Genomic DNA, 21,221 nt, shown 5'->3' with positions numbered 1-21,221 from the left:
TGTGACTCAAATGGACGAATTTCCGCGATGGGAGCCTTATCGATGAGCCAGAGCACGCCACAAACCCCGCCAGTTTCGGATTCTGCAACGACGCCTTGTGACAATCAGGGGGCTGATTCGGCCACCGAAGCGACCCGCGCCGCCAATCACCGCCTGGCACCCAATGCCCACAAGGTGGTGATCATCGGTGGCGGGGCCGGCGGTATCGCGGTGGCGGCCAGTCTGCTCAAGCGCCAGCCGGGCATGGACATCGCCATCGTCGAGCCCGCCGAGCAGCACAGCTATCAGCCGGGCTGGACGATGGTCGGTGGCGGCATCTTCACGCCGGAATTCACGCGCAAGCCGATGCACTCGGTGATGCCCAAGGGCGTGCACTGGTATCGCGATACAGCCACCGGCATCGATGCCGAGGCGCACGAAGTTACGCTCGGCAATGGCCATCGCCTGCGCTATGAGCGTCTGGTGATCGCCATCGGGCTGGAGCTGGACTGGGGCGCCATCGACGGGCTTGAGGAGACGCTGGGAATGAATGGCGTCACCTCCAACTATCGCTATGATCTCGCGCCCTATACCTGGCAGCTGGTGCAGTCCCTCAAGGGCGGCAAGGCGCTGTTTACCCAGCCGCCGATGCCCATCAAGTGCGCCGGTGCGCCGCAGAAGGCGATGTATCTGGCCTGCGATCACTGGCAGCGCGAGAACGTGCTGTCGCAGCTCGAGGTCAGCTTCCACAACGCCGGCGGCGTGATGTTCGGCGTGCCGGCCTACGTGCCAGCGCTGGAAGAGGCGGTCGCGGGCTATGGCATCGACGTCAGGTTCCATCAGCGGCTGGTCGCGGTGGATGGCGAGACGCAGACGGCACGCTTCGAGGTGCCGGCAGCCGAGGAGGGTGGCGAGCCGCAGATCGTCGAGCAGTCCTTCGACATGCTGCATGTGGTGCCGCCGCAGAACGCGCCGGCGTTGATCGCACAATCCGGGCTGGCCAACGCCGCTGGCTGGCTGGATCTCGAACCCGAGACCCTGCAGCACATGAGCCATCCCGACATCTTCGGACTGGGCGATGTCAGCGGTACCTCGAATGCCAAGACCGCCGCGGCGGTGCGCAAGCAGTCCCCCGTGGTGGTCGAGAACCTGCTGGCCACGCTGACCGGTGGCGCGCTCACGGCGAGCTATCGGGGCTATGGCTCCTGCCCGCTGACGGTGGAGAATGGCCGCATCGTGCTGGCGGAGTTCGGCTACGGCGGTGAACTGCAGCCGACCTTCCCCAAGTGGGTCAATGACGGCACGCGTCCGACTCGCCTGGCCTGGCAGCTCAAGGCGCGGGGGCTGCCGTTCATCTACTGGAACCTGCTGCTCAAGGGCCACGAATGGCTGGCGCGTCCGGCGTCACGCGATGTCTGAGCCGGTTCGAGAGGCAAAGGGGACGTCGCTTGCCCTCTGGCTGCCGCTGGCGGGTTGGCTTGCCCACTATGACCGCCACAGTCTCGGCCGTGATCTGCTGGCGGCGGTGATCGTCAGCGTCATGCTGGTGCCTCAGGCGCTGGCCTATGCGCTGCTGGCAGGGCTGCCGGCGCAGGTCGGCCTTTACGCCTGCATGTTGCCGCTGGTGCTGTATGCGCTGTTTGGCACCAGCAGCACCCTGGCGGTGGGGCCGGTGGCGATCATCTCGCTGATGACGGCCTCGGCGATCGCGGGCATGAGCGGCACCGATGGCGCGGCGCTCTCCACGCCCGAGATGCTGGCCGCCGCGCTGCTGCTGGCCTTGGTCTCCGGCGCGATGCTGATCGCCATGGGGCTGTTGCGCCTGGGAGTGCTGGTGAATTTCATCAGCCACCCGGTGATCTCGGGCTTCATGACCGCCTCGGGCATCCTGATCATCGCCAGTCAGCTCGGGCCCATCACTGGCCTGAGCCTGAGCGGCGGCAATCTGATCGCGATGGGCGAGTCGCTGTCGGCAGGCGCGCAAGAGCTGCACTGGCCGACACTCGCCATCGGGCTGGGCTGCCTGGCGTGGCTGATTTTGGCACGCCGTCATCTCAAGCATGGCCTGATGGCCTTGCGTATGAGCGAGAGCGCGGCGGGCATGCTGTGCAAGACCACGCCGATCATCGCGGTCATCGTCTCCAGCCTGCTGGCCTGGGGGCTGAGTGATCCTCTCGTTCAGGGCGAACAGCTTGAGCAGGGCAAGAGCGGCATGGCGCTGGTCGGTGCCGTGCCCGGCGGGCTGCCCGACCTCAGCCTGCCGAGCCTTGTCAGCCATGACTGGTCGGGTCTGCTGATCTCGGCACTCTTGATCAGCGTGGTCGGCTTCGTCGAATCGCTGGCGCTGGCCCAGACCCTCGCCGCGCGGCGCCGTCAGCGCATCGACCCCGACAAGGAGCTGATCGCGCTGGGCGTCTCCAACATGGGCGCAGGCGTCAGCGGTGGCATGCCGATCTCGGGCGGGCTGTCGCGCTCGGTGGTCAACTTCGATGCCGGCGCCGCCACGCCCTTGGCGGGGGCCTTCACCGCCATTGGCATTCTGCTCGCCAGCCTGTGGCTGACCGACTGGCTGGCGTGGCTGCCGCGCGCGACGCTGGCGGCGATCATCATCGTCGCCACCACCAGCCTGATCGACATCGCGGCGATCAAGCGCACCTTCCGCTACTCGAAGGGTGACGGTGCGGCGCTGATGATCACACTTATCATCACTCTCGCGCATGGGGTGGAGAGCGGCATCATCGTCGGCATCGCCGTGTCGCTCGGGCTCTATCTCAAGCGCACCAGCCAGCCGCACAGTGCGTTGGTCGGGCGGGTGCCGGGCAGCGAGCACTTTCGCAATGTCGAGCGTCATGAGGTGGAGACCGACCCCGAACTGGCGATTCTGCGCATCGACGAGAGCTTGTATTTCGCCAATGCGCGCTATCTGGAAGACACCGTGCTGGCGCTGATGGCCGAACGCCCCTCGCTCAAGCATCTGGTGCTGGCCTGTCAGGCGGTCAACCTGATCGACGCCTCGGCGCTGGAAAGCCTGGAAGTCATCAATGAACGCCTGAGCGCCGCTGGTGTGAAGCTGCATCTGAGTGAAGTGAAGGGCCCGGTGATGGACCGCCTCAAGTGTTCGGAGTTGCCGGCCAATCTCGGTGGCGACATCTATCTCAGCACCTTCGACGCCTGGCAGGCGCTGAGCATTCACGGCAGCCACTGCGGCCAGTCCTGCGCGCGGGACGGCATCAGCCAGACGGCGGCGGTCGGCTGATAGGAGAAGTCGCTGGTTTCAAGAAAGAGCTGTGAACGAAAACACCCCGCCTCGGTGTTTGCCGAGGCGGGGCGTTTTCTTATCTGGTCACACAAGATGCTCAGTCAATACGTTCAGTCAAGTACTGGGCCGATGATGTGCTTGACCTCCAGATAGCCCGCCAGGCCCCACGGCCCCAGCTCACGGCCGATGCCGCTGCGCTTGAAGCCACCCCAGCTGGCCTGCACCAGCGGCAGCTGCTCGCTGTTGTACCACACCACCCCGGCACGCAGGCGACGGCCGAGCTGCTGCGCGCGCCTGGCATCGCCGCTGACCACCGTGGCCACCAGCCCGAAATCACAGTCATTGGCGAGGCGGATCGCCTCGGCCTCATCGGCGATGCGGCGTGAGCACAGCACTGGCCCGAAGATCTCCTCGCGCCACAGACGGCTTGTCATCGGCACATCGGTGTAAAGGGTCGGCGCCACGAAGTAGCCCTTGTTCGGCAGGCTGCGATGGGTGCCATCGCGCAGCGCCGTCAGGCCTTCCTCGCGCGCCACGTTCAGATAGCTCAGCACGGTGTCGCGCTGGCGGGCGCTGGTCATCGGTCCCATCTGGGTCGCGGCATCCAGCGGGTCACCCAGCACCAGCGCATCGATGCGGCTGGCCAGTGCGGCGTGCAGCTCATCGGCGATGGCTTCATGCACCAGCAGGCGCGAGGTGGCAGAGCAGATCTGACCGGCATTGAAGTAGATGCCCGCCATCACCCAGTCGGCGGCTTCCTCGACGTCGGCATCGTCGAGCACGATGATCGGCGACTTGCCGCCAAGCTCGAGGGAGACGCCGCGCGTGCCGCAGGCCGCGGCCTGCATGACCTTCTCGCCGACCACATTGCTGCCGGTGAAGGAAATCTTGTCGATGCGCGGATGACGGGTCAGCGGCGCGCCGATACCCTCGCCATCGCCGTGCAGCAGGTTGAACACGCCCGCCGGCAGTCCGGCTTCCAGCGCGATCTCGGCCATCACCTGTTCCGGCAGCGGCGTCACTTCAGACGGCTTGATCACCAGGGTGCAGCCCGCGGCGAGCGCCGGCGCGACCTTCCAGGCGCTGGTGACCAGCGGGAAGTTCCACGGCGTGATCAATCCCACCACGCCTGCCGGCTCGTGATAGGTGTGCGCGGCATAGCCTTCGACATCATGCGCGACCTCCGCACCCTGACGCGCATCCAGCGCGCGTGCCTGGGCGGCGTAATAGCGGTAGCAGCCGATGGCGTCATCGAGATCGATCTCTGCCTCGGCGCGAATCTTGCCGTTGTTGCGACACGACATCTCCACCAGCGCTTCCCGGCGTGACGTCAGCCCCTCGGCGAAGGCCTCCAGATAGACCGCACGCTCGGCGCCACTCAGTGCCTGCCAACCCTCGAAGGCCTCGGCGGCGGCCGCGACGGCGGCCTGTACATCACGCGCATCACCCGCCGTCACCTCGGCGATGACGGTCTCCTCGAAGGGGTTGGTGACCGCCAGACGACGCTCGCCGTGGGACTTGACCCACTCGTTGTTGATGAACTGATGATCGAGCTTGTGCATGGACATTGTTGGCATGGACATTGTTGGCATGGACATTTCTGGCATGAGAGTTCCTTGCCGCCTGCCACCTCAAGGGCACAGGCGGGCATTGTTCAGTGTTGTGGAGCGATGTGGCGAGCCAGACTCACTGTGCGATTGAGCGCTGCCACGCCGCCGCATCAATTTCCACCAGCAGCGGGGCGCTTGCGTCGCGCTCGCTGATCGCGGTCGCCAGCTCACTGGGGGAGTCGATCGCCACGGCGGCGCAGCCGAAGCCCTGGGCGAGCAGCTGGAAGTCGGGGGCCTTGATGTCGACGCCCAGGCGCGTGACGCCGGCGTTGTCCATGAAGCGGCGGATCTCTTCATAGCCCTGGTTGTGCCACAGCACGATCACCACTGGCAGCTGTTCTTCCACTGCGCAGGCGAGTTCGGACAGCGTGAACATGATGCCGCCATCGCCAACCAGCGCGATCACCGGCAGGTCCGGGCGGCCCAGGGTCGCGCCCATCGCGGCAGGCAGGCCGTAGCCGAGCGTGCCGTAGCCGGTGGAGGCATTGAAGTAGCGGCGCGGCGCCGGCTGGCTGAGCAGATGATTGGCGGCGTAGACGGTCGCGCAGGAATCGCCGACCCAGATCGCCTCCGGCAGCGCTTGCTGCAGGGTATCGAACAGCGGCACGTAGGGCGCGAAGGCCGGGTCAGTCGGCAGCGCGAGGGCTTCAAGCGTGGCGGCGGTGATCTGCGCGCCGCGTGTCTTGCCTGCTCCGTCAGGCGTCTCAGCCGTCTTGTCATAGGTTTCGCCCAAGCCGCCGGCAACACGCGCGGCGAGAGTCTCCAGCGCCAGACCGGCGTCGGCGACGATGGCGAGTGTCGCCTGCTGGTTGCGCGCCAGCTGTTCGGGGTCGATATCGATGCGGATCAGCTGACCACCGATCACGAAGCCATCATCGAACACCACGTCGTAGTCGGTCTCGCCAAGTTCGGTACCGATCGCCAGCACCACATCGGCGTCGCGCGCCAGTTCACGTACCGCAGGCAGCGCGGCATTGGCGCCGAGATCCAGCGGGTGGGCGCCGCCCAGCAGACCCTTGGCATTGATGGTGGTGACGGTGGGGGCATCGAGCGCCTCCACCAGCTGGCGGGCTGCGTCGGGTGCGGCCACACAGCCACCGCCCAGCAGCACCAGCGGACGCTCGGCGTCCTGTAGCATATTCACGGCCTCAGCGAGCAGGGCCGGGTCCGGCGCGAGGCGGCCGATGCGCGGGCGCGTGAAGTCATGCGTGGTGCGACCTGCGGGCGGTGCGACCTCGGCATTGAACAGGTCGATGGGAATCTCGATATGCACGGGGCCGGGGCGGGCGCCCTCGAACAGCGCGAAGGCGCGGGCCAGCACTTCCGGCAGCGCGGCCGGGTCGAGCAGGGTGTGGCTGAAGCGCGCCACGCCCGACACCAGCTGCTGTTGGCTGGGCAGTTCGTGCAGACGCCCCTGGCCACGGCCGAGGGTGTCGGTGCGATTGACGCTGGAGATCACCAGCATCGGGATGGAGTCGGCCAGCGCCTGTCCCATCGCGGTGGTGATGTTGGTCATCCCCGGGCCGGTGATGATGAAGCACACCCCGGGCTTGCCGGTGCTGCGGGCATAGCCATCGGCCATGAAGCCGGCGCCTTGTTCATGGCGCGGGGTGACGTGGCGAATGCTGCGCGCGGCGGGATCGGCATCCGGCTCCAGGCCACGGTAGAGCTCGACGGTATGCACGCCGGGAATACCGAAGACGGTGTCGACGCCGTAGGTGTCACGCAGCAGTCGGATCAGGAGTTCAGCACAGGTCATGGCAGGTTATTCCAATGACGGGAGCACCGTGGTGCTCCCGTATGAGATGAGAAACAAGTTGAGTGCCCGCTTGGCTCAGAACACGAACAGATGCGCGATACCGGCGATGATCGGCAGGGTGATCAGCGTGCGCAGCACGAAGATGGCCACCAGTTCCCAGATCTTGAGCGGAATCTTGGACTTGAGCAGCAGGGCACCGATCTCGGACATGTAGATCAACTGGGTCAGCGACAGGCAGGCGATCACGAAGCGGGTCAGTTCGCTGTCGATGTCCTTGGCCAGCACCGCCGGCAGGAACATGTCGGCAAAGCCGACCAGCGTCGCCGGGGCTGCCTCTGCCGCGTGGGGAATCTGCAGCAGTTCCAGCAGCGGAATCATCGGGTAGGAGAGCCAGGTGAACACCGGCGTGAACTCGGCCAGCATCAGCGCCACGGTGCCGATGGCGATCACCACCGGCAGCAGGCCGAGGAAGATGTCCGCCACGTTGAAGCTGGCCGATTTCACCAGCTTGAGCGGGCCCGGCGCATGCTCGGCGCGCGCGACCGCCATGCCGAGTGAGTAGCGCAGCACGCCACAGTCGCTCTGGTTCTCTTCACTGATCTGACAGCCGACCGGCTCATGGTAGTCATCACGCTTGCGCGACAGCGGCGGCAGACGCGGCACGATGACGGCGGCGATCAGGCCCGCGATGACGACGGTCAGATAGAAGGGCACGAACAGGTGGTTGATGTTCATGAAGCTGGTGACCAGCAACGCGAAGGCGATCGAGACCACCGAGAAGTTGGTGGCGATCACTGCCGCTTCACGCTTGCTGTAGAAGCCCTGCTCGTACTGCTGGGTGGTGATCAGCACGCCGACGGTGCCGGAACCCATCCACGAGGCGGTGGCATCGATGGCGCTGCGCCCGGGCAGATTGAAGATGGCGCGGAACGGGCGACGCACCAGGCTGCCGATGAATTCCATGAAGCCGAAGTCAACCAGCAGCGGCAGCAGAATGGCCGCGAAGAAGAAGAAGGTCAGCAGTACCGGCGCGAGATCATTGAGCATCACGCCGCCGGTGAAGGCTGCGGTGACCTGGGTTGGCCCCCACTGGAAGTAGGTCATCAGCGCGAAGATGGCGCCGAGGGCGCGCATGGCGAACCATACCGGCGAGACGTCGAACAGCTCGTGCGCCGCGCCCTGACGTGCCCAGGCGGGCTTGGCGAGCTTGACGAAGCCGGTGAGGATCACCGACAGACACAGCACCGCAACGGCGATGGCGGGCAAGGCGCTGCCGAGCGTGGCCTTGAGCCAATCGGCCATCAGGCCCATGCCGATGTTGATGGTGTCGCCGACACTGAACGGCACCAGAAAGAAGCTGACGCCGAGCAGTGACGGCACCAGGAATTTCATCAGCCCCTTGGCCGTCAGCGGCACGGGGCGGGTGGCGATGAGGTCTTTCTGCGCCTTCTGTGGCTTGGCGGTCTCAGGCTGTTCAGCACCTGAGCTAGAACTTGATACGGAACTTGAGACAGAGTCGGAAATAGCGCGGGGCGGCGTATGGTCCGCCGCGGAGTCGATGCTGGTTGTCATTCGGGTCACCTAGATCTTGTTGTAATGGTCAGGCTCTAGCCGAGCATTGTGTGATGCATCATGCCGTATCGTCTCGAGTGATTCTGTGTGCGCCGAGGGCGGGACGGGCCCCCGGCGCGGGTACAGCAGGACAGCGGGTCATTCGTGGATCGTTCGTGGATCAGTCGCGCTGTTGCACGCCCGGCAGTACGCAGAGCATTTCGTAGAGCAGGGTCGCGCCCATCAATGCGGTGTTGCCGCTGGTGTCGTAGGGCGGGGAGACTTCCATCAGGTCACCGCCGACGATGTTGAGGCCACGCGCGCCACGCACGATTTCCATGCCCTGCGGCATGGTCAGGCCGCCGGCTTCCACGGTGCCGGTGCCGGGGGCGACGGAGGGGTCCAGCCCATCGATGTCGAAGGTGATGTACACCGGGCGGTCGCCCATCATGTCGCGCACTTCGGCCATCAGCGGGGCGAGTGACTTGAACCAGCACATCTCGGCGGTCTCGACACGGAAGCCCTGCTGGCGGCACCAGTCGAAGTCATCGGCGGAGTAGCCGGTGCCACGCAGGCCGATCTGCACCACGCGATTGCTGTCGAGCAGGCCTTCTTCCTGGGCGCGGCGAATCGGCGTGCCGTGGGCGATGGGCTCACCGAACATGTGGTCGTTGACGTCGGCGTGGGCATCGATGTGGATCAGGCCGACCGGCCCGTGCTTCTTGGCGATGGCGCGCAGCACCGGCAGGGTGACGGTGTGGTCACCACCCAGGGTGAGCGGCACGCAATCGTGGCTGAGCACTTCATCGTAGAATTTCTCGATGATGTCCATGCTCTTGGGCAGGTGGAAGGTGTTGATCGGCACATCGCCGATGTCCGCCACCTGCAGGCTATCGAAGGGCGCGGCGCGGGTGGCCATGTTGTAGGGGCGCAGCATGCGCGATTCATCACGGATCTGGCGCGGACCGAGACGTGCGCCCGGACGGTTGGAGGTACCGATGTCCAGCGGAATGCCGATAAAGGCGGCGTCCAGGCCTTCCGCGGTTTCCTGAGCCGGCAGACGCATCATGGTGGCCGGGCCGCCGAAACGTGGCATGTCGTTGCCGCCCAGCGGCTGATTGAACTCGCTCATCTGTCTCTCCAGGGTCTTGAGTCGCTCGCGCTAACGTGACGGCGAGCGGGGTATTGTGATTGTTCGCCTGATCGCTCGGCCGGACGGTGTCATGAAAGCCAGCGATCTTCCTTGGCGCATACCCCAGCATTGCAGTAATCGTGCCAACTTTTAGTTGATTGATTTTATTGGGTTTTATTTGAGGGCAATGGCTGAGTGATTTATTTCTGGATCACTCGTGCGCCATTAATGATTCAAAAATGGATCACTGATTCATTTGTGGATCACATTCGGGCATCATCGAGAGTGTCTTCAAGCGCCGTGCGAGAAAGACCAGCTAGAAAGACCTGCTGGGAAGAACTGATAGAAAGAAGCGCTGGAAAGCCCGCCCGATTCACAGGCTCGACCATGAGGTGCCCGCCATGTCAGAGCTCGACCGTCAGATTCTCAAGACCATCATCGACACCGCTCATGATCACTACTTCGTGGTCAATGCGGATGGTCAGGTGATGGATGTCAGCCCCGGCGCCGCGGCGGTCTATGGCATGACCCGCGAGGAGTTGTGTGCCGCCAACGTGCATGAGCTGGAAGCCAGCGGCGTGCTCAAGCCCTCCATCAGCCTGGAGGTGCTGCGCACGGGGCGCACGCTGCAGATGATGCAGCTCACCGCCACCGGGCGGCGGGTGGTGGCGCAGGCGCATCCAGTGTTCGTTGCGGGCAAGCTCGAGTGCGTGGTCAGCCGCTCGATGGATCTCACCGATATCCAGCTATTGCAGCAGGAGTACGCGGTGCTCCAGCAGCGCTTCAGTGATCACCTGCGTCGTAACTCACGCGGCGGTGAGCTGGGCGGCGTCAATCAGGCCGAGGGCGTTCGGGCAACGGCGGGGGCAGGGCAAGCAGTCCACGACACTGAGCAATATGCACAGAGCCAGGCTGAACAGCGGCAACGTGAACAATCAGCACGAGAGCAGGCCGAGTGCGAAGACGCCGCGCTGGAGCTGGGCGAGCTGCAGGTCAGAAGCCCGGTGATGCGCGAGATAGCGCTGCTGCTCAAGCGGGTCGCGCCCACCAACGCCACGGTATTGATGCTGGGTGAATCCGGGGTCGGCAAGACGGCCTTCGCCCATCAACTGCATCGCTGGAGCCAACGCGCCGACGGCCCCTTCATCGAGGTGAACTGCGGCGCCATTCCCGAGAGCCTGTTCGAGTCCGAGATGTTCGGCTATCAGGCCGGTGCCTTCACCGGCGCGGGCAACCGTGGCAAGGCGGGCCTGATGGAGCAGGCCGAAGGCGGCACCCTGTTCCTCGATGAGATCGGTGAGCTGCCGCTGGCCACCCAGACCAAGCTGCTCAAGGTGATTCAGGACGGGATGATCACCCGCCTGGGCGACACCACCACCCGCCGCGCCGACTTCCGACTGGTCGTTGCCACCAATCAAGACCTCGCTGCCCGCGTGGAGCAGGGCCAGTTCCGCCTCGACCTCTACTACCGCATCAATGTGCTCCCCGTCAGCTTGCCGCCGCTGCGTGAACGCCGCGAAGATATTCCCGCCCTGATCGAGCAACACCTTGCCCGCCTCAATCAACGTCACGGCCGCCGCAAGCTCCTCGACGCCTCGTTATGGCCCATCCTCATGCGCCAGGACTGGCTCGGCAATATCCGCGAACTGGAAAACTGGCTGGAGCGCGCGTGGCTCAGCGCCCCCAGTGATGTCATCGACAGCGACTCAGTGAAAACACTGCTCAACACTTGTTCCACGAATAACGCGAATGCATCAGGCAATTCATTAAAATTAAGTAATGACAAATATAATGAGATAGGAGTTACTGATACAGTTGCCTCTGTTGCCTCTGTTGCTGATGTGCAAGGCGATAATTTTCTTTCAGAGTCTGTCCCTGAGGGTGCGGTAGCCGTGTCAGTCCCCAAACTTGGCCCCAATGAAACTCTCAAGGAAGGGCTGGCACGCATCGAAGCACAGTGGCTACGTGAGATGGCAGCCGAATTGCCCAGTACCTATGCGATAGCGAAGAGGGCGGGGGTTAGTCAGCCGTCTATTGTAAGATTTTTAAAAAAATACAAGATCTATTTGTTGAACAAACAACGATATGTGGGATGATATGATATGACATTCAACGTTATTGATGGTCAATGGAATCTGCCACCAGAATCTGGCTTTTATTTAATAAGGTTAACTGTAGTTGTTACTCTTTATTGCCATGTCTGATGTTGTTTTGTCGATTTGGTCGGTGAGTATCATAATGTAGTTAGGGTCAAGATAGGTTTCGAGGGCTAAGTTGAAAAAATAAGTAGTTACTCAGTAATACCGAAAGCATTCGGGTAGTTAGATAGCATTTTTTCTCCTTGGATGAAAATATTGATTATTATAAAAATCTGTCTGACCTGGATTCATAGAATAACTGCAGCACTTTGGACTGCACGGTAGAGGCAGGAGGGCCAGCGCCGGTACCATTCTCGGCTCACCGACCAAAGTGAAGCAGAATATGGAATACCGACAGCTGACCCAGACCCAACGATACCAGATCCACGCCCGTTATGACTTGGGCATGAGCCAGCGCCAGATCGGCAGGGAGTTGAACCTCCACAGCAGCACGATCAGCCGTGAAATTCGCCGTAACGCCACCGCTGATGGCTATGATCCCGAGCAGGCTCAGTCTCTCAGTGATCATTGGCGCCGCACTGCTACCAAGTGGACAAAGCGCCTCCATGCATGATGGCCGCCGTTGCCGGTCGGCTACGTGAGGAGTGGAGCCCACAGCAAATCAGTGGCTTTATGGCGCCCTTGGCCGGCGTTAGTGTCAGTCATCAATGGATCTACTCCTTGATCTTGGACGACAAGGCACGGGGTGGTGACCTTTGGCAGCATCTTCGTCAGCCCAAACACCGCAATAAGCACCGTGCACATGCCAAAAGCGCCGGGTTGGGCAAGATCCCCAACCGAGACGGTATCGAGCACCGCCCAGATGAGATTGATGACCGGCGCTTCATCGGCCACTGGGAGGGCGACACCGTGATACAAGGCCACAAGCAATCAGGCCTGGTCACGCTGGTCGAGCGTCGAAGTGGCTATTTACTGGCAGCACGACTGCCCAGGATCTCGGCCGAGTTGACGCAAGCAGCCATGATCCGCTTGTTGAAGCCGCGTCGGGGAGCGGTCCAGGCGATCACACTGGACAATGGCTCGGAATTCGCTGGCCACGAAGCGGTGGCCAAGGCCGTGACGGCGGCGATGTACTTCTGCGATCCCTACTGCTCTGGACAGCGTGGGACCAACGAGAATATGAATGGCCTGATACGGCAGTACTTCCCCAAAGGAACGGATTTCCGTCAGGTCAGCAATGCAGAGCTACGCAAAGTGGTCGAAAAGCTGAATGACCGTCCTCGAAAGCGACTCGGCTACCGGACACCGGCGCAGGTGTTTCTAGGGGAATACTCAGGAGGCCTGGATACCGCAGGTGCTGCGCTTATTGCTTGAATTCAGGTGTTTTAGAGGGATATGTCCTCGGCCACCGGATCACCAACGCCCCACAGTTCAGTGAAGTCGAAGCCGCCGCATTCCTCGGCGTTCCACGAGGCGAGCAGGAAATTGGCCACGCGGCACGACTGCCCGGTGTCGTGCCTGGCGATGCTCAGCAACCGCTCGAGGGCGGGTACCCATCCGGGGAGTGTGGTTGTGGTGTCGGACAAAGAAGCCTCCCAGTCATGATGGGTGGTGATTGCCATCACGATAGGCGACGGTGACCAGCGGGGCTTCATGTGCCAGCATTGCCTCTTGTGACAAGGCGAGCCTGTCGTGCTTCATTAACTGTATTGCCTGACGCAGCTCGGCACTCAGGTCCTGCTGGCGCTCCAAACGGGCCAGTTGTTCCAGCTGCTTGAAATACTCACCCTCTTTCCGGGAATTCTTGAGCTCAAGGGGGGAGGCGGGGATGACGACGTGCTGCTGGCGCGCAGGAACGTCGGTAAAGATCCCCAGGGCTATCTCGAAGCCCGCGGCGTCGAAATCCACAAACATGTGCAGCGATATTCTATCGCCCCAATCCGCCAGCAAGGTTTTCAGCTCGCGGGCGGCCTGGTCGTGGCCCCGATAGAAGATGAGGGTGTCGCGGCGCAGTGCCTCCGGCAATAGCGGCACGATCTGCCACCAGCGCTCCATCACCGCCCCGTTTTCCACCATCAGCACGTGCTGGGTCCCGGGCGGCAGGATGAGCATGTCGCCGAGTACCGAGGGGAGAACACCGGGCGGGCACGGAAGCGAGAGAGCAGCTTCTGCGGCCCGGAGGGTCACTTCGCCGTTGGTGTGTGCAACACGCTGAAGGGATGAGAAGGCCTGGTGCGTGGAGAGCTTCTCGTCTGGCAGGTGACCCGCCAGGCCGACCCGATCCTGATCCAGGTTGAGGTGAAGGCCGGCATGATGGGTGAGCCGATCATAGACCCGGCGGATACGCTCCTGATCGTGGGCCAGCAGCCGCAGCGTCCTCCCTTGCGGGGTGCCGATGCCATGCTCCTCATGAATGCGCCGCCACACCTGGCCCAGCCGGACCTGATTGGTGGGCTGGCGCAGGATGCGCTGGAGCGCCTTGATCGTCTCCCTCATGCCGCGTGATGCCTTTCCAGCGAGAATACGATGTCCTCTACCAACCGGGTGCCGTCATAGGTCCCCATCTGCCGCTCGGTAAGCTCGACCGGCACGAGGTCTTCGCCGTTCTCCAGTCGCATGTTGTAGCTCTCCCACAGCGCCAGCATCCAGAAATCGAGGGGCTCCTCGACATCGAGCTTGTAGTAGGCGTCGACGGCGGAGATTGGCTGTTTCGTCACGAGAGTCGGCAAGGCTTCAAAGAACCATTCCAAGGCCTGCTCGAGCGGATCTTCAGGCTCGACCTCCTCGGCGCCACGCTGGTCGATCACCTCGACTCGCTCCGTGAAGACATTCGAATCGGTGAGCGTGCCGGGCTCGAGGCGACGCAACGCGTTCTCCGCGAGCTCATCGAGCTCCTCACGCTGCGAAGGATCGTCGATGGCCGGGTGAGCCCGTATCTCAAGAGGCTCTACTCGGAAGAGGCTAGGCGACCGGCCATGGGCTTCATCGAGGATATCCTCGCCGGGGGCATAGCGGGGATTGCGCTCATAGTGCTGCAGCCAGGCATCGATGACATGGTTCTGTCGCTGCACTTCCTTGTCGTTCTGGAGCTTGGCCAGGTTATCGGTGAGCCGGTGAAGGGCATCCACCAGATTTGCCCTCAAGCGCGACAGGCTGCGCGCCAGGATCTTGGTCAACAGGTACTGTAGCTCACGGCTGAACCGGGCAAGCTGCATCAAGTAGGACGGGGTCAGGGTATCGAGAAGCCGGTTGATGTTGCCGGCTTCTTCCAGCGCACGGCGGTTTTCCAGGATTCGCAGATCGATATCGGAGACCGTCGAAAAGCGATTATGGATATAGTGCGTGAAGCGGACCACGATAGCCTGGAGGGTGTTGATAAGGCTGGCAATGACTTCCTGGGTCTCGATCAGCTTCCGAGCGGCATCATCGGCCGCACCCTTCTCGCGGGCGAAAAAATAGCTTTCCACAACGTGTTCGAGCTCGCGCACCAAGTCACTGACGGCACCACTGGACGCCTGACGCTGATAGCTCTGCGTCACATGTGCCATCAGGTCCCCGACCACACGACTGACCTGTACGTGCGGGAGGTCTTCATCGAGGTGAAAGACCAACTGGTGCTGACGCAGTGCTTGGATCGCCTCAAGGTTGTCGGGGGTGTCATAGATCACGCCGCCGTGTTCAAGCGTTGCCTCGGCCAGCACGTCGGTATGCTTTGCCAAGGCCTTCATCGCATTGCGCGCATCATCAAGACGTGCCAAGGAAGAGCCCCTCTTGCTGCGGTTCGTTCAGCGCGGCCTCACGCTCCTCAGCGACGATGCCTTCGCGCGCCATCACGAACTCAAGTTGATCCTGGAGCAAGGACCACTTGCCGGTGGCCTGATAGATGGCTCCGGAACTATCGATGGCCACCAGGTAGCCGAGCTTGCACAGCTTCTCGAGCAGGCGACGCAGGCGGACCTTGGCATCGCGTGAATTGGACTGCACCTGAAAGCGGGTGGCGATGACTTCCAGCTCTTCCTGCATCATGGAAGAGTTTTCGATCGCGGCCAGCCACTCACTCTCGCGCACGACATCCTTTACCTTCAGAGGCTGCGACGATGGCGAGGCTTGTCGAGACAGGCGCAACCAGCGCAAGAGGGCCTCCCAGTCACGCACCGCGCTTTCGAACTGGTGACGGATCCGATGCCGGACGCCACGCGATTCGGTATCTAGGTAGACGCAGTAATACCCTGAGCCATCCCGGGTTTTTTCAAGCCCATGGCCGGTCTCCGCGAGGTAATGGCGGACCCGGTCTTGGCCTTCGAGCGTGCTGAGATAATCGTGCGCTTCATTGGCACTGACGGGGCACAGCACCTCGCCCTTCAAGAGCCCCTCGATGGTGGCGGCGAAACGCGGGTCGTAGCTCATAGCGGATTCTCCATGTCGACCTGAGGTGCCACGGCCGCCGGTGCTAAGGCATTACTACTGTCCATGCCCAACAGCGGGTTGTGGCCCTTGTCATGTTCGCGCGGGCGCATGATGCGAACTCCGCCGTCCTTGCTCAAAGAGACCTTCTGGGAGAAATGACGCTGCACATCGCTGTGCAGTTTGGGCTGGGCACACAGCAGCGTGATGTTGTAGTCGGCCATCATGCGGAAGATCTTGGCCACGTTCTTTGGGTCGAGCTTGCCCAGTTCATCGATGGGCCAGGTGATGTTGACGTGTGGATCACGGCAGAGGTAGCGGGTCAGCCCGCTGAACAGAATCAGGATCGCGATGCTGGACAATCCCTCGCTGCTGGCCTTCTTCATGTCGTCATCACGGCGGATAGGCACCAAGCGCCCTTGTTCTCGGAATTGAATCTCGATGCTGACCAGGTTCTTGAGGTCGAAGGTCGCCATCTTGGCGGCCTTCAGGTCTTTGTCGACGTGGCTCATCAACGACAGTAGGGCAGTGCTCGGTAGGCCGGCAAAGTTCTGCTGGCCCCAGGCTTTCCATACTTGGGCAAAGGCGCTGAGGTTCTTCCAGAAGTCGTATTCGTGGATATTCGAGCGCACGACGACTTTCACATCGCTGATCTCGGCAAACTCGTGTTGCGTGTTTAGCTGGGTTTCCAGCTCACGGCTGACTCGCGAGGTCATTGTGTCGAGGTTTTTGAGGTTCTCACGGTAGTAGGCGAGCTGCCCGCCGATACTGTGGATTGTTTCGTTGAGCGCGCTTTCGACCTGGGGGATCGATTCATCTACCAGCGCATGAAGGTCCTGCATCAGCACGATGTAAAGGGCCTCGGTGGCCTCAGGCAGACCGGATTGCAAGCGCCTCGCCTCACTCATCCGGTTCCAAGTGTCGTGAATCTGGGTCTCAGGGTGTTGCGCGATTAGGCTGCTGCTTTCGCGCGAGGCCTTGATGACATCCTGCTTCTGTCGGGTAGTTAACTCGATCAATCGGCGCATCTCGGTGGCCAGCTGCTCATCGCCCATGGCTTCGCTGTTGGGCGCCAGTGCCTGGCGGCCTGGGATCTCGATCACCGGGATCGACTCAAGCAGTCCGGAGGCGTTGTCGCACAGCCGCTGCCAGGACTCACACGCTTGCAAGGCACCTTTGATGCTCGCGGTGACCTGCTTGTGCTCAGCCTCAAGGCACCCCCGCGTGTTGCTATAAGCCTGTTGGGCATCGCTCAGTTCAAGCTCGGCGCTCTCCTGCCGACGTTTCGCGTCGTGGAAGCTGCGCTCCTTCCGCGGTTTTTCCTCGATCATGAGCGTTCGCCACTGCTGATAGGCGAAGACCTCATCACGCTTCGACTCCACTGCCTCAATCTCGTCGGTTAAGCGGGCAACCTCCGCTTTTTTCGCGTGTCGCGTGGCAATATCGATGCCCCCAACTGCCAGGGCCTGGTCGCGGACCGCCTCCAGTTCGCCAAGGCGGGAGGTGAGCGAGGCCTGGTGATCTTCGCGATGCGCCTTGATCTGGGCACGCCGCTCTTTCACTGCGTCCTTTTCGCTGCTCTGATCCGCCTTCAGCTGCAGTTGCCGCGCCTTGTGGTCACGCTGCAGATGAAGGGAGCGCTTCTCGGCCTCGAGTTTTGCTGTCTCTAGGTGATGGTTCGCGTCTGTCAGTTGGTTCGTGAGGGCCTGGTGGCGCTGGTTCCCGGCGCCTGTCACCTCTGCCTCAATGGCGCGATGGGTGGCCCGGCACTGAGATAACTGGTCTTCCGCACTCTTGTGGCGCGATCGACTCAGGGTGACGCTCTGGGCCGCTTTCGCATGCTTTTGCTGAGCCTCCTTCCACGCCTTCTCCTGGCGATCCACGTCTTTCTTGGCCGCTTCCAGCCGGCTAGTGGCTTGCTCCAGAAGCGCCATGAGCTCTTCGATGGCCCGCGCGTCGTCCGGGCGCTCCAGTCCGGCCAAATCTAGCTCCAACCCAAAGGCCTGGGTCAGGTCTGGCGTGCTCGACAGCCGAGGGTGTAAATCGCGCCGCCCCAGCAACCGCGGATCGATGAGCTTGCCAAGCTCATCGTGCCAATCGAGCCCGGACGTGCGCAGGAACGCCAGCAGGGTCCCATCGGCGGGGTACACCTGTCGCGTGAGCCGTTCGACGTCATCGGCTTGCTGGTCTCTGGCGCGCTTTGCATGAGCGAAGAGCCGTTCCGCCTGCTTGAGGGCTTGCGCTTCCTTGTCCTCGGCGTCCTTGGCCTCGTTCAGTTGCTGCAAGTGGCGGGTGGCGAGAGATTCGGCACTCTGGATACTCGATACCGCTTCCGCCAATCGTTCCGCTTCCTCGGGCGTGGGGGCCTTGGCGGTCGCGCGCTGCTCTTGGATCTCTTGGATGGCTGCGCGGAGCTCGTCGGCTCGCTGCGCATCGCGGGTGCGCAGATCGTCTTGCTCCTGGCGTAACTCGTCCTCGAGAGCGGCCTGCGCGGCATTGTGAGCCTCGTTCAAGTCCTCTAGCTCAGCGGTAGCGGCGTCGATACGCTGGGTGAAGTCTGCTTGCGCCTTGCCATGCTCCTCTCGGACCTTGTTGACCTGGGCGTAGTAGGTTTCTTCAATGCGCGTGGCCGAGGCCGACATGTAGGCCAGCGCGTCCTCTGCCGCCTTTAGCGCTTTGCGCAGCGAGGGCAGTTCATCGAGGCGCTGTTGCCAGGTGTCGATGTTCTTGGCACCCCATGCCTGCTGCTCCTTTTCCTGCCCGTGAAGCCAGCTTTCAGCGGCCTGGGCGTCGTTGCGCTGCTGACTGATGATGCCATTCAGCTCTTCCCGCCGTTCCTCAAAGCGCTTACGTGTCTCTTCGAGATTGTCATCGAGTCCGCGACGCTTTGCCACTAGCGTGTTGAGTTGCTCCTTCTTACGCGCTATCGCCTGCACCAGGCCACTGAGCGTGCTCGTGATCGTCTCTCGGCTGTCCTGAAGGGCTAAGTGGGTTTCAAGCGCCTTGCGTAGTCGCGGCTCATGCTGCTTGAACTTCTCAAGACTCTCGACGTTCTGCCACAGGTGGGGGTTCTTGTGGTGGGTCGGAGGATCACTGATATCAATACGGTCGCGCAGCATGGTGTCGATTACCATGTCCTCGAGACTCGACACAAGGCGCGACTTGTCCAACACCACGGCCGTCAGTTGTTCGATGTGCTGCATTCGCTCCAGCCCATCACCGAGGCTAAAGCGTCGTGCATCATCGTGACGGCTGAACTTGGCGGCTTTCTTCCGGCGCCGTTTCCCACTGGCATGGACGTCGTTTTGAATGATCGAGCGATAGTCCATGACGCTATTGATCTGCGAGCTGACCGCGCACCCCATGCCCGGCAGGGCATCACCGACGATGCTGTGGGCCGCCTCGCCCGTAGCAAAGCGGTCGCTCAGGTCGGAATGAAACAGCGTGTCGTCGGCTGCCCCCTCCACGAACCGGTAGGCCAGTTGCCCACCGGCGCGGCGATACAGGATCGAGCAACATAGCGCTCCATCTCGCCGGCGATACTCGAATACCACCATGCTCTGGTGGTTGGGCAGGTAGTAGTCGACAAAGCTGACCTTGTTCGCCGCCCGCTCGATCATCGCCCCCGGGTCCTGGCCGTAAAAGATGGGGATCAACTTCAGTGCCGAGGTCTTGCCCGCCCCGTTTGTGCCCTGCACGTTGGTATGGCCATCACAATCGATCCGGGAACGTTTCCCGTGAAAGATGGAGTGGTGAAGGATGATGGCAGTCAGTCCGGACATCGGAGGGATCCCTGCGCCAAGTGAGATGGATATGCGCTTACTCATTTACTCATAGCAGTTTACCAGAGGTCAGAGCCACCTCTGTTTATGCGAGAGGGTTGAAGGTCTAATTCCGAGGGGGAAATAGGACCCCGGCGCGCCTGTCACTAGGCGCGCCGGGGTGTCAGTTACGGGGAAGGGGGGCAACTGATACCGAGGAGGCTTGGCCTAGGTGTATGGTCCAAGGAAGTAATGGACGGGATGTTGATAAAATCGCTCCAGATCATTCTGCCAACGTTTGAGAATGAAACCTGTAGTCGTCATAGCGCGAGAACAACTCGCTGAGATTGGCGTGGAACCCGCCATCGTCTGTTTTCAGGATGTGATTGAAGACAACACGAGAAAGGACCGACTGTGGCAGCTCGTAGTCCCGCTTGAAGTGGGTAACGTCCCACTCGTTGGCCAGTGCGCGCTCGATGTATCGCGCGATACCGCTTATCACCTGGTTGTTGGCGTGGGGGCGGCCCTGTGATAGTCCCTGATGATACTTGTCGGAGACATGTCGAATCTGGTTCGTGATGATCCAGCACACCTGGGATAGCGAGAAGTGGGACAAGGCGTCCGCCAGTGTCGAGAGGGTCTTTTCACCATCACGCTTAGGAAATCCTCGGCGCTCAAGCGAGAGGTTGAGGAACACCAGCGCCTCTTCCTGCACGATCTTTCGAGCCAGTCGCTCCACACACCCCCAAGCCTTGGAGCGGAACTCGCTGGAAGCCACATGCAGGTTGAGCAACTGATACGTGGCGGGCAGATTGATCTCTCCTACGCAGCCCTCGTCATCGGGCTGACGAACCAGCACCTCCCACCGCACGTCGAACGGGAAGAAACGCTCACCATCCTCGTCGACAACCAATGCCCCCTCGGGACTTCGATGAGAAACCTTCAGAAGGGCGGTATTCCGGAGCTGTTTGAGCATCTCCCAGGACATATCGCTGGAAGGGCTGAACACATCCACCTCGTTGCTACCGAGCGGTCCGATGCCATCGAGAGATTCACTACCGGAATGCTTAAACAAGGCGAGCAGGATGATGCGTTGATCTGCGGTCAATGCATCGACGGGCATAGCATCCGACGCCTCATCTTCGTAGGACGCCCTTAGCCGCGACCGAAACAGCTCGACCTGCTTGGCGGCCACTTCCTGAGCAGTTCTCCGCTGCTCTGCCGCCTGGTCCTTGGCTTCCTGCCGGCATCGTGCGCACACGAAGGGCTTAGTGGCACCGCTGCCTAGATAGCCCTGTGGCAAGTCGGTTCGTACATATGCCTGGTACGGAGCGTCGCATTCTCGACAGCGCCGGGAGGGCACCAGGACGTAGGCTGAAGTTTTCACCACCTGAGAGACCATGTGGGATTTCATGCCATGCAAACGAGCGATCTCAGCGACGGTGTATTGCCACTTGCCCGTATCGGCGAGAACCCAGTAATCCTGGCAAAGGCCTATGACAGAGGGATCGTCGCTTGTGAAGTGAATGGATAACTGCGCCACATAGACTCCTGCTGATCAGAATCGAGTATCCCGATAGCTTAACGACTCTTTGCTGGGAGCCGAAACGAAATGAAAGAGGTGGCTATGAACCAAGCCACACGCGTTTGAGGTACTCAGTCCGTAA

Annotated in this window: 13 protein-coding genes and 1 pseudogene; 4 read left to right on the top strand and 10 right to left on the bottom strand. The window is 61.8% G+C overall.

What is annotated here, in order from left to right; translation table 11 throughout:
- The first annotated feature begins 42 nt into the window (after positions 1-42).
- Both U0O11_RS09425 and U0O11_RS09420 read left to right on the top strand, forming a co-directional pair.
- On the top strand, positions 43-1,398 hold the full coding sequence (locus U0O11_RS09425) for an NAD(P)/FAD-dependent oxidoreductase (protein ID WP_324689598.1): 1,356 nt from the start codon (positions 43-45) through the stop codon (positions 1,396-1,398).
- Positions 1,391-3,235, top strand: coding sequence for a SulP family inorganic anion transporter (locus tag U0O11_RS09420; RefSeq protein ID WP_324689596.1), 1,845 nt, complete (start codon positions 1,391-1,393; stop codon positions 3,233-3,235). Before U0O11_RS09425 ends, U0O11_RS09420 begins: the two co-directional genes overlap by 8 nt.
- 113 nt (positions 3,236-3,348) lie before the next feature.
- Here U0O11_RS09420 and U0O11_RS09415 read toward each other — a convergent pair whose 3' ends face one another.
- The 4 genes from U0O11_RS09415 to speB all read right to left on the bottom strand — a co-directional run bounded on the left by U0O11_RS09415 (position 3,349) and on the right by speB (position 9,290).
- Positions 3,349-4,800, bottom strand: a complete 1,452-nt coding sequence (locus U0O11_RS09415; RefSeq protein ID WP_324689594.1) for an aldehyde dehydrogenase family protein — start codon at positions 4,798-4,800, stop codon at positions 3,349-3,351.
- A 124-nt stretch (positions 4,801-4,924) separates the two neighbouring features.
- The gene (locus tag U0O11_RS09410; protein WP_324689592.1) at positions 4,925-6,607 is read right to left on the bottom strand and encodes a 5-guanidino-2-oxopentanoate decarboxylase; all 1,683 of its coding nucleotides are present in this window, start codon (positions 6,605-6,607) and stop codon (positions 4,925-4,927) included.
- A 75-nt stretch (positions 6,608-6,682) separates the two neighbouring features.
- On the bottom strand, positions 6,683-7,999 hold the full coding sequence (locus U0O11_RS09405; protein WP_324692509.1) for a YjiH family protein: 1,317 nt from the start codon (positions 7,997-7,999) through the stop codon (positions 6,683-6,685).
- Positions 8,000-8,339: 340 nt separating this feature from the next.
- A complete protein-coding gene (gene speB / locus U0O11_RS09400) occupies positions 8,340-9,290 on the bottom strand; it encodes an agmatinase (protein WP_324689590.1) in 951 nt (316 codons plus the stop codon).
- Positions 9,291-9,691: 401 nt separating this feature from the next.
- On the opposite strand from speB, the gene U0O11_RS09395 reads away from it, so the two are divergent.
- Together U0O11_RS09395 and U0O11_RS09385 are read left to right on the top strand one after the other, a co-directional pair.
- On the top strand, positions 9,692-11,386 hold the full coding sequence (locus U0O11_RS09395) for a sigma-54 interaction domain-containing protein (protein ID WP_324689588.1): 1,695 nt from the start codon (positions 9,692-9,694) through the stop codon (positions 11,384-11,386).
- 385 nt (positions 11,387-11,771) lie between these two features.
- A pseudogene (locus U0O11_RS09385) lies at positions 11,772-12,763 on the top strand (IS30 family transposase).
- An 11-nt stretch (positions 12,764-12,774) separates the two neighbouring features.
- Here U0O11_RS09385 and U0O11_RS09380 read toward each other — a convergent pair.
- The 6 genes from U0O11_RS09380 to U0O11_RS09355 all read right to left on the bottom strand — a co-directional run bounded on the left by U0O11_RS09380 (position 12,775) and on the right by U0O11_RS09355 (position 21,097).
- On the bottom strand, positions 12,775-12,975 hold the full coding sequence (locus U0O11_RS09380; protein ID WP_324689582.1) for a DUF7673 family protein: 201 nt from the start codon (positions 12,973-12,975) through the stop codon (positions 12,775-12,777).
- A gap of 13 nt (positions 12,976-12,988) precedes the next feature.
- Positions 12,989-13,885, bottom strand: coding sequence for a DUF7281 domain-containing protein (locus U0O11_RS09375; RefSeq protein WP_324689581.1), 897 nt, complete (start codon positions 13,883-13,885; stop codon positions 12,989-12,991).
- Entirely contained in the window at positions 13,882-15,147 is a 1,266-nt protein-coding gene (locus U0O11_RS09370) for a hypothetical protein (protein ID WP_324689579.1), read from the bottom strand. The genes U0O11_RS09375 and U0O11_RS09370 overlap by 4 nt, the downstream gene beginning before the upstream one ends.
- Complete coding sequence (locus U0O11_RS09365) at positions 15,134-15,796, bottom strand: hypothetical protein (RefSeq protein ID WP_324689578.1); 663 nt, start codon at positions 15,794-15,796, stop codon at positions 15,134-15,136. The genes U0O11_RS09370 and U0O11_RS09365 overlap by 14 nt, the downstream gene beginning before the upstream one ends.
- Positions 15,793-19,575: an ATP-binding protein gene (locus tag U0O11_RS09360; protein WP_324689577.1), complete on the bottom strand. Its 3,783-nt coding sequence runs from the start codon at positions 19,573-19,575 to the stop codon at positions 15,793-15,795. The genes U0O11_RS09365 and U0O11_RS09360 overlap by 4 nt, the downstream gene beginning before the upstream one ends.
- A 262-nt stretch (positions 19,576-19,837) precedes the next feature.
- Positions 19,838-21,097, bottom strand: coding sequence for a hypothetical protein (locus U0O11_RS09355; protein WP_324689575.1), 1,260 nt, complete (start codon positions 21,095-21,097; stop codon positions 19,838-19,840).
- Positions 21,098-21,221: the final 124 nt, after the last annotated feature.

Origin of the sequence: Cobetia sp. D5 (genome assembly GCF_035666195.1) — a bacterium.
GTDB lineage: Bacteria > Pseudomonadota > Gammaproteobacteria > Pseudomonadales > Halomonadaceae > Cobetia > Cobetia amphilecti.
The sequence above is the reverse complement of the archived record's forward strand: the minus strand, read 5'-3'. Positions and strand labels throughout refer to the sequence as shown.

Coding starts and splice junctions, on each gene's coding strand:
- U0O11_RS09425 (WP_324689598.1), top strand. CDS start 43: ATGAGCCAGAGCACGCCACAAACCCCGCCAGTTTCGGATTCTGCAACG.
- U0O11_RS09420 (WP_324689596.1), top strand. CDS start 1,391: ATGTCTGAGCCGGTTCGAGAGGCAAAGGGGACGTCGCTTGCCCTCTGG.
- U0O11_RS09415 (WP_324689594.1), bottom strand. CDS start 4,800: ATGCACAAGCTCGATCATCAGTTCATCAACAACGAGTGGGTCAAGTCC.
- U0O11_RS09410 (WP_324689592.1), bottom strand. CDS start 6,607: ATGACCTGTGCTGAACTCCTGATCCGACTGCTGCGTGACACCTACGGC.
- U0O11_RS09405 (WP_324692509.1), bottom strand. CDS start 7,999: ATGAAATTCCTGGTGCCGTCACTGCTCGGCGTCAGCTTCTTTCTGGTG.
- speB (WP_324689590.1), bottom strand. CDS start 9,290: ATGAGCGAGTTCAATCAGCCGCTGGGCGGCAACGACATGCCACGTTTC.
- U0O11_RS09395 (WP_324689588.1), top strand. CDS start 9,692: ATGTCAGAGCTCGACCGTCAGATTCTCAAGACCATCATCGACACCGCT.
- U0O11_RS09375 (WP_324689581.1), bottom strand. CDS start 13,885: ATGAGGGAGACGATCAAGGCGCTCCAGCGCATCCTGCGCCAGCCCACC.
- U0O11_RS09365 (WP_324689578.1), bottom strand. CDS start 15,796: ATGAGCTACGACCCGCGTTTCGCCGCCACCATCGAGGGGCTCTTGAAG.
- U0O11_RS09360 (WP_324689577.1), bottom strand. CDS start 19,575: ATGTCCGGACTGACTGCCATCATCCTTCACCACTCCATCTTTCACGGG.